General features: G+C 72.3%; 11 protein-coding genes. 2 read left to right on the forward strand and 9 right to left on the reverse strand.

All coding sequences use genetic code 11. The features are described from left to right. Positions 1-655: 655 nt before the first annotated feature. Complete coding sequence (gene trpS, locus ACFWNV_RS36995) at positions 656-1,663, forward strand: tryptophan--tRNA ligase (RefSeq protein WP_383955844.1); 1,008 nt, start codon at positions 656-658, stop codon at positions 1,661-1,663. 59 nt (positions 1,664-1,722) lie between these two features. On the opposite strand, the gene proC is transcribed toward trpS, so the two are convergent. From proC to ACFWNV_RS37025, 6 genes are all read right to left on the reverse strand, one after another. Then, the gene (proC, locus tag ACFWNV_RS37000) at positions 1,723-2,532 is read right to left on the reverse strand and encodes a pyrroline-5-carboxylate reductase (RefSeq protein WP_383955847.1); all 810 of its coding nucleotides are present in this window, start codon (positions 2,530-2,532) and stop codon (positions 1,723-1,725) included. A gap of 131 nt (positions 2,533-2,663) precedes the next feature. Beyond that, on the reverse strand, positions 2,664-3,401 hold the full coding sequence (locus ACFWNV_RS37005) for an ABC transporter permease (protein ID WP_383955850.1): 738 nt from the start codon (positions 3,399-3,401) through the stop codon (positions 2,664-2,666). Then, positions 3,398-4,204, reverse strand: a complete 807-nt coding sequence (locus ACFWNV_RS37010; protein ID WP_383955853.1) for an ABC transporter ATP-binding protein — start codon at positions 4,202-4,204, stop codon at positions 3,398-3,400. Before ACFWNV_RS37010 ends, ACFWNV_RS37005 begins: the two co-directional genes overlap by 4 nt. 56 nt (positions 4,205-4,260) lie before the next feature. Continuing rightward, positions 4,261-4,812 (reverse strand): hypothetical protein, encoded by a 552-nt coding sequence (locus ACFWNV_RS37015; protein WP_383955856.1) that lies wholly within the window; start codon positions 4,810-4,812, stop codon positions 4,261-4,263. An 89-nt stretch (positions 4,813-4,901) separates the two neighbouring features. Continuing rightward, positions 4,902-5,261 carry a hypothetical protein gene (locus tag ACFWNV_RS37020; RefSeq protein ID WP_383955859.1) on the reverse strand — a complete coding sequence of 120 codons (360 nt, stop codon included), beginning with the start codon at positions 5,259-5,261 and terminating at the stop codon, positions 4,902-4,904. Positions 5,262-5,281: 20 nt separating this feature from the next. Further along, the gene (locus ACFWNV_RS37025; protein ID WP_383955861.1) at positions 5,282-5,584 is read right to left on the reverse strand and encodes an SH3 domain-containing protein; all 303 of its coding nucleotides are present in this window, start codon (positions 5,582-5,584) and stop codon (positions 5,282-5,284) included. 108 nt (positions 5,585-5,692) lie between these two features. Between ACFWNV_RS37025 and ACFWNV_RS37030 the strand changes: the two genes are divergently transcribed. Next, on the forward strand, positions 5,693-7,831 hold the full coding sequence (locus ACFWNV_RS37030) for a serine/threonine-protein kinase (RefSeq protein ID WP_383955864.1): 2,139 nt from the start codon (positions 5,693-5,695) through the stop codon (positions 7,829-7,831). A 67-nt stretch (positions 7,832-7,898) separates the two neighbouring features. Here ACFWNV_RS37030 and ilvD read toward each other — a convergent pair whose 3' ends face one another. The 3 genes from ilvD to ACFWNV_RS37045 all read right to left on the reverse strand — a co-directional run bounded on the left by ilvD (position 7,899) and on the right by ACFWNV_RS37045 (position 11,403). Further along, positions 7,899-9,752 carry a dihydroxy-acid dehydratase gene (gene ilvD / locus ACFWNV_RS37035; protein WP_383955867.1) on the reverse strand — a complete coding sequence of 618 codons (1,854 nt, stop codon included), beginning with the start codon at positions 9,750-9,752 and terminating at the stop codon, positions 7,899-7,901. 176 nt (positions 9,753-9,928) lie between these two features. Beyond that, a complete protein-coding gene (locus ACFWNV_RS37040; protein WP_383955870.1) occupies positions 9,929-10,573 on the reverse strand; it encodes a TetR family transcriptional regulator in 645 nt (214 codons plus the stop codon). After that, entirely contained in the window at positions 10,570-11,403 is an 834-nt protein-coding gene (locus tag ACFWNV_RS37045) for a sugar phosphate isomerase/epimerase family protein (protein WP_383955873.1), read from the reverse strand. Before ACFWNV_RS37045 ends, ACFWNV_RS37040 begins: the two co-directional genes overlap by 4 nt. Positions 11,404-11,644: the final 241 nt, after the last annotated feature.

Genomic DNA, 11,644 nt, shown 5'->3' on the forward strand with positions numbered 1-11,644 from the left:
GTTCTGTTCTTGCGTTTCAGACTCTATCAGAGTCTGTCTCGCTTGTTTTCCGCCTTCCGGGTCATTCGCTTTCGCGTTTTCCCTTTCCGGCGAGTTCGACTCTATCAGATCCTTTCGGGCCTGACTCCCAGTCAACGGGGTTTGCCGTTCGGGCTGTTGGGCCCTTGCGACGAGTGAGACAGTAGCGGATTCCTTGCCCCCGAACCTAATCGGCGACTGCGTCCGTGGACGCGGATTCCTCATTCGCAAATACGCATGAAAACGGGACGACAAAGTGAGTCGCGCGTTCGAATGTGTAGTGCGGGATGGCTGACCGGGGACCGACCGGGGTCGGCGCTCACTTCGGACAACTCGAAGAACCTTACGGATCCGGGACAGGTGTGTCAACCCCAGGCTGACCCGCCCCGCGGAGCGGACAAACCTGACGCCCTCCTCACCCCTCAGGGTCTAGCCTCTCCCCCATGACTACGCGTGCGCTCACGCTCGACCTCCGTTGGTGGGCCGCCTGACGGCGGCCGACCATCCACGCGAGCACGCACGCGCTCGACGGCCGCCGATCACGGCGGCCGTTTCTGTTTCTCCCCTCCCGGGAGTGGCTCGGTCGCCCGACGCGGTGGCGTCGAAGCCCACACCGACACGAGCAGGGAGCAGGGACATGACGAGGATCTTCAGCGGGGTCAAGCCGACGGGGCATCTGACGCTGGGGAACTACCTGGGGGCCGTACGGCAGTGGGTCGCCGCCGACCAGGAGCCCGACGAGGCGCTGTTCTGCGTGGTCGATCTGCACGCCCTGACCGTCGAGCACGATCCGGCCCGGGTGCGCCGGCTCAGTCGGCAGGCGGCGACCCTGCTGCTCGCCGCCGGGCTGACTCCCGAGAAGTGCACGCTGTTCGTGCAGAGCCACGTGGACGAGCACGCCCGGCTCTCCTACCTGCTGGAGTGCACGGCTTCGGACGGGGAGCTGCGCCGGATGGTGCAGTACAAGGAGAAATCGGCGAAGGCGCAGGCCTCGGGGGACGGGGTGCGGCTGTCGCTGCTCACCTATCCCGTGCTGATGGCCGCCGATATTTTGGCGTACCGGACCGGGGAGGTGCCCGTCGGCGAGGACCAGCGGCAGCACGTGGAGCTGACCCGGGATCTGGCGGAGCGGTTCAACCAGCGGTACGGGTACACCTTCACCGTGCCCAGGGCCACGCATCCGGTGGTGGCGGCGCGGGTCATGGACCTGCAGGACCCGCGGTCGAAGATGGGGAAGTCGGGGGACGCGGGGCCCGGGGTGGTGTTCATCCTCGACGAGCCCGAGGCGGTGCGGAAGAAGGTGATGCGGGCCGTCACCGACAGCGGGGAGATCGGGGACGGCGGGGTCGTCTACGATCCGGCCGCTCGTCCCGGGGTCGCGAACCTGCTGGACATCCTCGCCGCCTGCACCGGGGGCGACCCGGCCGCGCTCGCCGACGGGTACACCGGGTACGGGGCGCTCAAGCGGGACGTGGCCGACGCCGTCGTGGAACTGCTGCGGCCGGTCCGCGTACGGCACGCGGAGCTGGCGGCCGATCCGGGGACGGTCGAGGCGGTGCTGCGCGCGGGGGCCGGGCGGGCCCGGGCGATGGCGCGGCCCGTGGTCGACGCGGCGTACCGGGCCATCGGGCTGCTGGAGCCCTGAACGGTGGGGGCCCGGCCGGTACGGGGCTGCGTGCGCAGCCCCGTAGCGGTGGGCCGGTGTCAGCTGTTGCCGGAGGCGAGTTCGCGGCTGCGGTCGCGGGCCGCTTCGAGGGCGGCGATCAGGGCCGCCCGTACGCCGTGCTTCTCCAGCTCCACGATCGCGTTGATGGTGGTGCCGGCCGGGGAGGTGACGGCCTCGCGGAGCTTGACCGGGTGTTCGCCGCTGTCGCGGAGCATGACGGCGGCGCCGACGGCGGCCTGGACGATGAGGTCGTGGGCCTGGGCGCGGGGCAGTCCGAGGAGGATGCCCGCGTCGGTCATGGCCTCGACGAGGTAGTAGAAGTAGGCGGGGCCGGAGCCGGAGAGGGCGGTGGCCGCGTCCTGCTGGGATTCCGGGACGCGCAGGGTCTTGCCGACGCCGCCGAAGATCTCCTCGGTGTGCGCGAGGTGCGCGGCGGTGGCGTGGCTGCCGGCCGAGATGACGGACATGGCCTCGTCGACGAGGGCGGGGGTGTTCGTCATGACGCGGACGACGGGGGTGCCCTGGGCGAGGCGCTCCTCGAAGAAGGAGGTCGGGATGCCGGCCGCGCCGCTGATGATCAGGCGGTCCGCGGGGACGTGCGGGGCGAGCTCTTCGAGGAGCTTGCCCATGTCCTGCGGCTTCACGGTGAGGATGAGGGTGTCGGCGCGCTTGGCGGCCTCGGCGTTGGTGACGGCCTCGACGCCGTAGCGGGTGCGGAGCTCCTCGGCGCGTTCCGGGCGGCGGGCGGTGACGAGGAGCTTGGAGGCGGGCCAACCGCCGCGGATCATCCCGCTGAGCAGGGCCTCGCCGATCTTGCCGGTACCGAGGACTGCGACTGTCTGGGTCATGCCCGATTCACCTCGCCGAACTGTTCGTGCACGCATGCGTGCGTGCGTGCATGGTTTGCGTCCTCATCCTTGCACTCGGGCGGGGAGCGGTGGCGGGCTGTCCGGACTGCGGTCAGGCCCCGTTCTTCCGGTCAGGGCGTGCGGCGGCGGAGGGTGGCGGCGCCGAGGGTGAGGACCAGGACGGCGCATCCGGCGACGATGACGGCGTCGCGGAGGAAGTCGGCGGTCATGTCGGTGTGGGTGAGGACCTGGTTCATGCCGTCGACGGCGTAGGACATGGGCAGGACGTTCGAGATCGCTTCGAGGACGGGCTGCATGGTGTCGCGGGCGGCGAAGAGTCCGCACAGCAGGAGCTGGGGGAAGATCACCGCCGGCATGAACTGGACGGCCTGGAACTCGGAGGCCGCGAAGGCGGAGACGAAGAGGCCGAGCGCGGTGCCGAGCAGGGCGTCGAGGAGGGCGACCAGCAGGAGCAGCCACGGGGAGCCGACGACGTCGAGGCCGAGGGCCCAGAGGGCGACGCCGGTGGCGAGCAGGGACTGGACGACCGCCATGGCGCCGAAGGCGAGGGCGTAGCCGGCGATGAGGTCGCCCTTGCCGAGCGGCATGGCGAGGAGGCGTTCGAGGGTGCCGGAGGTGCGTTCGCGCAGGGTCGCGATGGAGGTGATCAGGAACATCGTGATGAGCGGGAAGATCCCGAGGAGGGACGCGCCGATGCTGTCGAAGGTCCCCGGGCTGCCGTCGAAGACGTAGCGGAGCAGGACCAGCATCAGTACGGGGACCAGCAGCATCAGCGCGATGGAGCGCGGGTCGTGGCGGAGCTGGCGCAGGACGCGGGCGGCGGTGGCGAGGGTGCGGGCGGTGCTCATCGGGTGCTCCCGTGGGGGGCTGCGGCGACTGCGGCGGCTTCGGCGTTGGCGGCGTCGACGAGGTGGAGGAAGCCCTCTTCGACGGTGTCGGTGCGGGTACGGGTGCGCAGGGCCTCGGGGGTGTCCTGGGCGAGGATGCGGCCCTCGCGCATGAGGAGGAGGTCGTGGCAGCGCTCGGCTTCGTCCATGACGTGGGAGGAGACGAGGAGGGTGGCGCCGCGGGTGGTGGTGATCTCGTGGAAGAGGTTCCACAGGTCGCGGCGCAGGACCGGGTCGAGGCCGACGGTCGGCTCGTCGAGGACGAGGAGCTCGGGGCTGCCGAGGAGGGCGACGGCGAGGGAGACCCTGCTGCGCTGGCCGCCGGAGAGGTTTCCGGCGAGGGCGGTGGCGTGGGTGGTGAGGTCGACGTCGGCGATGGCCCGGGTGACGGTCTCGCGGCGGCGTTCGGCGGCGGCTCGGCCGGGGTCGAGGATCGCGGCGAAGTAGTCGAGGTTCTGCCGGACGGTGAGGTCGTCGTAGACGGAGGGCGCCTGGGTGACGTAGCCGATGCGGGAGCGCAGTCCCGGGTGGCCGGCGGGGTGGCCGAGCACGTCGAGGGTGCCGGTGACGTGGGCCTGGGTGCCGACGACGGCGCGCATCAGGGTGGACTTTCCGCAGCCGGAGGGGCCGAGGAGGCCGGTGATGCGGCCGCGGGGGACGTCGAAGGAGAGGCCGTCGAGGACGGTGCGGGGGCTGCGGCCGGTGCCTCGGCGGACGGTGAGGCCGTCGGCGTGGACGGCGGCGGCCGCTCGGTTATTCATCATGTGATGAATAATGCTCCCGTCGGTGCCCCGGCGCAAGGCTGGGGTGGGTGCCGGGGCTACTTCTTGCGCTTGGGGCGGCGCGCGGCCGGGTTGCCCGTACGGGAGCTGCGGCGGCGGTCGAACTCGACCGAGGCGCGCTCGTACTCGGTGCGGCGCAGCTTCTCGCCGGGGGCCTCGACGAAGCAGCGCAGGAAGTACGCGATGAGGCTGCCGATGAAACCGATCGCCTTCAGACCCTTGAGGGCGGTCTCGTCGGAGGACGGGGGCTGCCGGCGGCTGAAGGACTCCCAGGTCTTGGCGAAGGCGATGGAGCTGGCGATCGCGAAGAGGATCACGACCGAGATGCTGAGGAAGGCGCCGACGTTCCCGATCTCCAGGCCCTCGTAGGAGAACCGCAGCAGGAAGGCGCTCACGACCGCGAGGACCAGCGCACCGAGGGCCACGCCGACGCGGCGCGCACCGTAGCCGCCGTCGTGGTTCACCCAGGTGGTCCCGAAGAACCGGATCGGCTCGGGCTCGGGGCCGGTGGGCACCACGGGCTGCGCCGGGGACGCGGGCTCGGCGGGGGCCGGCTCGGCGGGGGTCTGGTCTCGCTGGTCGTCGCTCACACCAGCGATTATCCCCCGCCGGGCAGGGAGGACCCGGGGTGTCTCACGGGTCGGGCCGGGTGGCGGACCCGGATGGGTGCGGGCGGGTCTCAGCCGCAGCGGCTGGTGACGTAACCGTCGCTGCCGGTCTTCACGTACGCGTCGGAGATGAACTCGCCATTGGCGATGTTGTCCCAGATGGACGTGGTGCCGTACGGCCCGGTGACGGTCGTCCCCTCGCACTGGCAGCGGAGACCGACGGACGCGCCGAGCGGCAGGACCCGGGTGACCGAGTAATTGGTGCCGGGGCCGCTGCGGACGTTCACCTGGTAGCCGGGGGCGACCGGGAACGTCGGGAATCCCGACCCTCCTCCGGCGGCGGCTGCCCCGCCCGCCCCCGCGAGCACGAGCGCGGGAACCGCCGCGACCACGGAGCTGCCGAGGCCGAGCATGCGTCGTCGACTGATCATTTCTCTCCCCCTCCGTGCGGTCAGGCGCAGCGGGTGGCGACGTAGCCGTCGCTGCCCGTCTTCACGTAGGCGTCGGAGACGAAGCGGCTGTTCCCGATGCAGTCCCAGATGGACGTGGTGCCGTACGGGCCGGTGACGGTCGTCCCCTCGCACTGGCAGCGGATCGACACGGACGCGCCGGTCGGGAGCGTGTCGATGATCGAGTAATTGGTGCCGGGGCCGCTGCGGACGTTCACCCGGTAGCCGGGGGCGACGGGGAACGTCGGGAATCCCGACCCCGAGGTGAGGCTCTGGACTTGGCTTGAATCGCTCTCAACAGACATGCGAAATGACCCCCCTAGGGTGTGTTGCCCTGCGCAACTCGCGCAGGGTAGCAGGACCTTGGAGATTCGCACGGACCATCGACTAGGCTCCGGCGGGGGTGGTGAGCGGTGCGGTCAGCGCGGGCGGATTACGCGGGATTTCCGGAGTACGCCGGGCAGTACCGGCTTGAGTCCGTGCTCGGTTCCGGCGGCATGGGCGTCGTCCACCTGGCCACCTCCGAGTCGGGGCTGAAACTCGCCGTCAAGATCGTGCATCCGCAGCACGCCGTGGACCCGGAGTTCCGGGCCCGGTTCCGGCAGGAGGTCGCGGCCGCGCGTCGGGTCAGCGGAGCGTTCACCGCGCCCGTCGTGGACGCGGATCCCGATGCCGAACGGCCTTGGATGGCCACGCTGTTCATCGACGCCCCGACGCTCTCCGAGCGGGTACGGGAGCAGGTGCTGGAGGCCCGGGAACTGGCGCGGCTCGCCGCCGGGCTCGCGGAGGCCCTGCGTGACATCCACCGGGCGGGGGTCGTGCACCGGGACCTGAAGCCCAGCAACGTGCTGATGGACCCCGACGGGGTGCGGGTCATCGACTTCGGGATCTCGCGGCCGGCCGACAGCGATCTGCGCACCGAGACGGGCAAGCTGATCGGGACCCCGCCCTTCATGGCGCCGGAGCAGTTCCAGCGGCCTCGCGAAGTGGGAACCGCGGCCGATGTGTTCGCCCTGGGCGCGGTGCTCGTGTACGCGGCGACCGGGCGGGGGCCCTTCGACTCCGACAGCCACTACCTCGTGGCGTACCAGGTGGTGCACAGCGAGCCCGACCTGACCGGCCTGCCCGAGCGGCTCGCGCCGCTGGTCGCCCAGTGCCTGGCCAAGGATCCGGCGGAGCGGCCGAGCGCGGACGCGCTGATCGTGGCGCTGCGGGCGGTGGCATACCCGACGGACCAGGACACGCAGGCCTTCATCCCGCAGCCGCGCCGGCCGGCGCCCGACGAGGAGGCGACGCACCGGCGGGAGCAGGCCCCCGTCGGCCCGCACCCGCACCCGCGGCCTCGCCCTCGCGGGCGGCGGGTCAGGCCCCGGGTCCTCGCGGCGGCGATCGGGCTGGTGCTCGCCGTCGGGGCGGCCGGTGGGTACCTGGAGTTCGGGTCGCCCGGCGCACCTGCCGAGCGGCTCACCGCGCAGCAGACGGGGTCGCCGCCCCCGGCGGCGAAGGGCCCCGCCCCGTGGTCGGTGGCCCTGGGCGAGCGCTCGGCGTCCTGCTCCTGGGAATCCGCGGCCCTGTACTGCGCGGGGTCCGGCCTGACGGCCGCCCGGCTCTCCCCGGCGGACGGTTCCGTGCTGTGGACGGTCCGCCCTCCCGCGCACGGCGCGAAGACCGCGGTCGGCGGTGCGCTCCTCCACGCGGCGGGCCTGGTGCTCGCGGTGGCGCCGGGCAGCGAGCTGCTCCAGGCGCTGGACTCCCGGACGGGCGCGGAGCAGTGGCGGCGGAAGCTTCCGGGCGGCACCCAGGTGGTGGCCGCAGGCGGGCGGGTACTGCTGATCGAGACGGCGCAGGGAAGCGTCACCGGCCTGGACCCGGCCAGCGGCAACCCGCGGTGGACGAAGCGGATCGGCGGGCCGGGATCCCTCTGGTGGCACGGAGCGGAGCAGGCCGACCAGGCCGTGCTCTACGTGGCGACGCCCGACAGTGCTGCGGCCTCGACGCAGGTCTCGGCCGTGGACCCGGCCGACGGAACCGTGCGCTGGCAGGTCCACACCACGGGACGGCTGCAGCCTGTCGGCACGGCTCAAGGCGGCCTGTACCTGCTGAACGACGAGGAGCCGGCCAAGACGGCCGGAGTCGTACGGGTGGACCTGGCGACCCGCACCGTACAGCGCGTGCGGCTCGCGTCGCCGCTGTACGACGCTCAGGCGACCGTGGGGCCCGACGGGGTCGTGTACGTCTTCGGGGCCACGGGCGCGCTCGTCGCCATGGGCGCCGCGAAGCAGGAGTGGCGGCTGGAGACGGGCATCGCCCTGGCCTCCCGCCCCGTGTTCGCCGACGGCCGGGTCTACCTCAGCGCCTCGGACGGCCGGCTGCTCGCCGTCGACGCGCGCGGGGGGAAGCTGCTGGGCCAGACCAGACCCCGCATGGGCGCCGGGAAGGACACCTTCGCGGCGAGTCTGCCCGCGCCCGTCGTCGGGGACGGGCGGGTGTACGCGTCGGCGCCGGACGGGAGCGTGTTCGCGGTGGCGGCGGGGGATCCCGCGGGGTGGTGACGGCGGCGGAACGCGGACGGCCCCGTCCGAGGGTGTCGGACGGGGCCGGGGCCGGCGGGTTGCGGGGTCAGCGCTCCAGGAGGCTGACGTCGCGGACCGCGCCCTTGTCGGCGCTGGTGGCCATCGCCGCGTAGGCGCGCAGGGCCGCGGAGACCTTGCGCTCGCGGTTCTTCGGGGCGTAGACGCCGCCCAGGGCCTCGTGGCGGGCGGCCAGCGTGGCCTCGTCGACCAGGAGCTCGATGGAGCGGTTCGGGATGTCGATGCGGATGCGGTCGCCGTCCTCCACGACCGCGATGGAGCCGCCCGAGGCCGCCTCCGGGGAGGCGTGGCCGATGGACAGGCCCGAGGTGCCGCCGGAGAAGCGGCCGTCCGTGATCAGGGCGCAGACCTTGCCGAGGCCGCGGCCCTTGAGGAAGGACGTCGGGTAGAGCATCTCCTGCATGCCGGGACCGCCGCGCGGGCCCTCGTAGCGGATGACGACCACGTCGCCCGCCTTGATCTCCTTGCGGAGGATCTTGTCGACGGCCTCGTCCTGCGATTCGCAGACCACGGCCGGGCCCTCGAAGGTCCAGATCGACTCGTCGACGCCGGCGGTCTTCACGACGCAGCCGTCGACCGCGATGTTGCCGCGCAGGACGGCGAGGCCGCCGTCCTTGGAGTAGGCGTGCTGGACGGAACGGATGCAGCCGCCCTCGGAGTCGAGGTCGAGGGTGTCCCAGCGCTCGGACTGGGAGAAGGCGGAGGCGGAACGCTGGCAGCCGGGGCCCGCGTGCCACAGCTCCATGACCTCGTCCGGGGCGGTGCCGGAGCGGGCGTCCCACTTGGCGAGCCACTCCTCCAGGTTGGCGGAGTGGACCGTGGTGACGTCCTTGTTGAGGAGGCCGCCGCGGTGCAGTTCGCCGAGGAGGGCGGGGATGCCGCCGGCCCGGTGGATGTCCTCCATGTAGTACGTGCCGCCGGGCGCCACGTTCGGCGCGACCTTGGCGAGGCACGGGACCCGGCGGGAGATCTCGTCGATGTCCGTGAGGTCGTAGTCCAGCCCGGCCTCCTGCGCGGCGGCGAGGAGGTGCAGGATCGTGTTCGTGGAGCCGCCCATCGCGATGTCGAGGGCCATGGCGTTCTCGAAGGCCTGGCGGGTCGCGATGTTGCGGGGCAGGACCGACTCGTCGTCCTGCTCGTAGTAGCGCTTGGTGATCTCGACGATCGTGCGGCCGGCGTCCTCGTACAGGGCGCGGCGGGCGGTGTGCGTCGCGAGGACCGAGCCGTTGCCGGGGAGGGCCAGGCCGATGGCCTCGGCGAGGCAGTTCATCGAGTTGGCGGTGAACATGCCCGAACAGCTGCCGCAGGTGGGACAGGCGTTCTCCTCGATCCGCAGGACGTCCTCGTCGGAGACGCTGTCGTTCGAGGCGTCCACCATCGCGTCGATCAGGTCGAGCTTGCGGACGGTGCCGTCGACGAGGGTGGCCTGACCGGCCTCCATCGGGCCGCCGGAGACGAAGACGACCGGGATGTTGAGGCGCATGGCGGCCATCAGCATGCCGGGGGTGATCTTGTCGCAGTTGGAGATGCAGATCAGCGCGTCGGCGCAGTGCGCCTCGACCATGTACTCGACCGAGTCCGCGATCAGGTCGCGGGAGGGGAGCGAGTACAGCATGCCGCCGTGGCCCATGGCGATGCCGTCGTCGACCGCGATGGTGTTGAACTCGCGGGGGACGGCGCCGGCGGCCAGGATCGCCTCGGAGACGATGCGGCCGACGGGGGCCAGGTGGGTGTGGCCGGGGACGAACTCCGTGAAGGAGTTGGCGACCGCGATGATCGGCTTCCCGATGTCCGCGCTCGCTACGCCCGAGGCGCGCATCAGGGCACGTGCGCCTGCCATGTTGCGGCCGTGGGTGACGGTGCGGGACCTCAGCTCGGGCATCGGATCTCTCCCCGTGTGTGCGGTGACGCGAGCGTCTGCCGCGACTGTGGATATGGCTCGGTTACGAGGCTACGCCCCCTGCCCGCGATCCGGACGCGCTGTCCGGATCCCGGGACGGCCGGCTCAGTAAATGGGCACGGGTGCGCAGGCTACCGGGAGGCGGGCCCCGGCCGTTCTCATTCCTCGGTGAGGTAGCGCTGGAGGGTGGGGGCCACCAGCGCGATGATCGTCTCCGGGTCCGCGGACGCGAGGGGCTCGACCTGGACCACGTAGCGCAGGATCGCGATGCCGACCATGTGGGAGGCGGCGAGCTCGGCGCGGAAGGTCGGGTCGGGGACGTCGAGGTCGGCCGCGATCCGCTCCAGCAGCCGGTGCAGGATCAGCCGGCGCAGCACCTTCGCGGCGGCCTCGTGGGTGAGGGCCGAGCGGACGACGGCGAGCAGCGGGGTCCGGGTGACCGGGTTCTCCCAGACGCCGAGGAAATAGCGGGCCAGGCGCTCGCCGATGCCGTCGGGGCCCGCACCGAGGATCGCGGGCAGGACCAGGGCGGGCTCCATGCTGAGCTCGATCGCGGTGGCGAAGAGCTCGTCCTTGCTGCCGAAGTAGTGGTGCACCAGGGCCGGGTCCACGCCGGCGGCCTTGGCGATCCCGCGTACGGAGGTCTTGTCGTAGCCGCGCGCCGCGAACTCGGCGCGGGCCGCCAGGCGGATGCGCTCCTGGGTGCCGGGGCCGTCGTCGGCCTCGTCCTGGCGGGGGCGGCCGGGGCCGCGGCGGGGCCTGGCCGGCTTCACGGGGGCGCCGTCCGGCACGGACTCGGTCATGGGTGCGGGGTCCTGGATGCCGGGCCGGGGGCGGTCGCGAGGTGCAGGCGGGTGAAGGCCAGGGCCTCGGCGAGGTCGGCCTCGCGCTCGGCGGAGGACATCGCGCGGCGGGTGTTGACCTCGATGACGACGTGCCCGTCGAAGGAGGTGGCGGCGAGCCGCTCCAGCAGCTCGGCGCAGGGCTGGCTGCCGCGGCCGGGGACCAGGTGCTCGTCCTTCGCGGAACCGTTTCCGTCGGCGAGGTGGATGTGGGCGAGGCGGTCGCCCATCCGGTCGATCATCGCGGTGGCGTCGGTGCGGGCGGTCGCGGTGTGCGACAGGTCGACCGTGAAGTGGCGGTAGTCGTCCTTGGTGACGTCCCACTCGGGCGCGTAGGCGAGCATCTCGCGGTCGCGGTAGCGCCAGGGGTACATGTTCTCGACGGCGAAGCGGACGTCGGTCTCGTCCGCCATCCGCCAGATCCCGGTCACGAAGTCGCGGGAGTACTGGCGCTGCCACCGGAACGGCGGGTGCACCACCACCGTGCTCGCACCGAGCTTCTCGGCTGCCGCCTGGGCGCGCTGGAGCTTGGTCCACGGGTCGGTGGACCACACGCGCTGCGTGATGAGGAGGCAGGGGGCGTGGATGGCCAGGATCGGGACCTGGTGGTGGTCGGAAAGCCGGCGCAGGGCGTCGACGTCCTGGCTGACCGGGTCCGTCCAGACCATCACCTCGACGCCGTCGTAGCCGAGGCGTGCGGCGATCTCGAAGGCGGTCGCCGTGGACTCCGGGTAGACGGAGGCGGTGGAGAGGGCGACTTTCGCGGTCGGGATCCGGACTGGTTTTGCCACGGGGACAGGGTATCGGGGTCCCCGTGACCCCGGGCCCGCCCTACGAGGCCTTGCCCCGAGTCGAGCCGCCAGCCTGCGAAGCCCTGCCCTGGCGGGCCCATCCCCGGGGCGGCCGCCCCGGGGGGCGCTGCGCGCGGCTGTCCCCGACCCGCCCTTCCACCGTTCCCCGGGCCGGCCCGGACCCGGTCCTCAAACGCCGGACGGGCTGAAAGCGGGGCCCCGGGCTGCGCCCGGACCCCCT

Origin of the sequence: Streptomyces sp. NPDC058401 (assembly GCF_042722885.1) — a bacterium.
Taxonomy (GTDB): Bacteria; Actinomycetota; Actinomycetes; order Streptomycetales; family Streptomycetaceae; genus Streptomyces.